A 1,400-nucleotide genomic window follows, 5' to 3' on the forward strand; every position below is an offset into this window, starting at 1 on the left:
TCATCGTGCCGCGCCTCGATGCGCGCGCCGCCCAGCGCGTGCAGGTGGCCGCGCAGCAGGCGGCGCCCGTATCCGTGATCCAGCCCGGCGCGGCCCCGGCCGACCAGACGCTCACGCTGCCGGGCGCGGTGATGCCATATGCGGAAGCATCGATCTACGCGCGCACCAGCGGCTACATCGCGCACTGGAACGCGGACATCGGCTCGCATGTGAAAGCCGGGCAAACGCTCGCGCAGATCGCGGCGCCCGACCTCGACGCGCAGTTGCGCCAGGCGCACGCCGACACGTCGACCGCGCAGGCGAACTACGACTACGCGAAATCGACCGCGCAGCGCTGGCAGGGCATGCTGACGACGCAGTCGGTGTCGCAGCAGGACACCGACACGAAGGTTGCCGACATGAATGCGAAGCGTGCGATGCTCGCGTCCGCGCAGGCGAATGCCGCGCACCTGAACCAGCTCGTGTCGTATGAATCGGTCACCGCGCCGTTCGACGGCGTGATCACCGCGCGCAACGTCGACGTCGGCACGCTCGTGACGGCGGGCGGCACGCCGGGCAGCCCGGGGCTGTCGGGCGAACTGTTCCACCTCGAGCAGACCGACACGCTGCGCGTGTTCGTCGACGTGCCGCAAGACAGCGCGGCCGGCATCTCGGCCGGCACGTCCGCGTACCTGACCACGCAGCAGTATCCGGGGCGGCGCTTCGCCGCCCATGTCGCGCGCAGCGCGGGCGCGATCGATCCGGTCACACGCACGCTGCGCGTCGAGATCGACGTCGACAATCGCGACGGTGCGCTGCTGCCCGGTGCGTATGCGCAGGCGCACCTGCTGGTGGCGAGTGCGGCGCCCGCGTTCGAGCTGCCGGTCAGCGCGCTGCTGTTCCGGCCGAACGGCGTGACGGTCGCGACCGTCGATGCGAACGGACGCACCGCGCTGAAATCCGTGCAGATCGGGCGCGATTTCGGCACGCATGTCGAGATCGTCGCAGGGCTGGCCGCGACCGATCGCGTGATCGACAACCCGGGGGATTCGATCGCCAGCGGCGAGGCCGTGAGGGTCGTGTCGGTCGAGCATGGCGCGACGCCGGGCGCTGCGGCAGGCGCGCAAGCGGGCTCGGCAACCGGTGTGCCGGCGGTGTCTCACGCGGCAGCGTCGACACCGGCTGCAACGCCTGTTTCAACGTCAACGAACCCCCACGGCTGATCGCCCATGACAACCCGCGAGATATCCGACATGTGCCTCTTTCGTCCGCTCCCGTTCGCCCGCCGCGTCGTCGCGCTCGGCGTTGCCGCCGCACTGGCCGCGTGTTCGACGCTGCCCGCCTATTCCCCGCCCGCCGTCGCGGTGCCCGCGCACTATGCGGGCATGCCGGCTGCGGGCGCGCCCGCCGCGCAGCCCGGC

At 71.4% G+C, this 1,400-nt stretch carries 1 protein-coding gene and 1 pseudogene; both read left to right on the forward strand.

From position 1 onward, the window contains the following. Positions 1–1,202 (forward strand): efflux RND transporter periplasmic adaptor subunit (locus tag G3O06_RS48190; RefSeq protein ID WP_205820440.1); only part of this gene is annotated, 1,202 nt, incomplete at its 5' end. 30 nt (positions 1,203–1,232) lie between these two features. Further along, a pseudogene (locus G3O06_RS49565) lies at positions 1,233–1,400 on the forward strand (RND transporter); the annotation flags it as partial.

The organism is Burkholderia sp. Ac-20345 (assembly GCF_017104825.1).
Lineage (GTDB): Bacteria > Pseudomonadota > Gammaproteobacteria > Burkholderiales > Burkholderiaceae > Burkholderia > Burkholderia lata_B.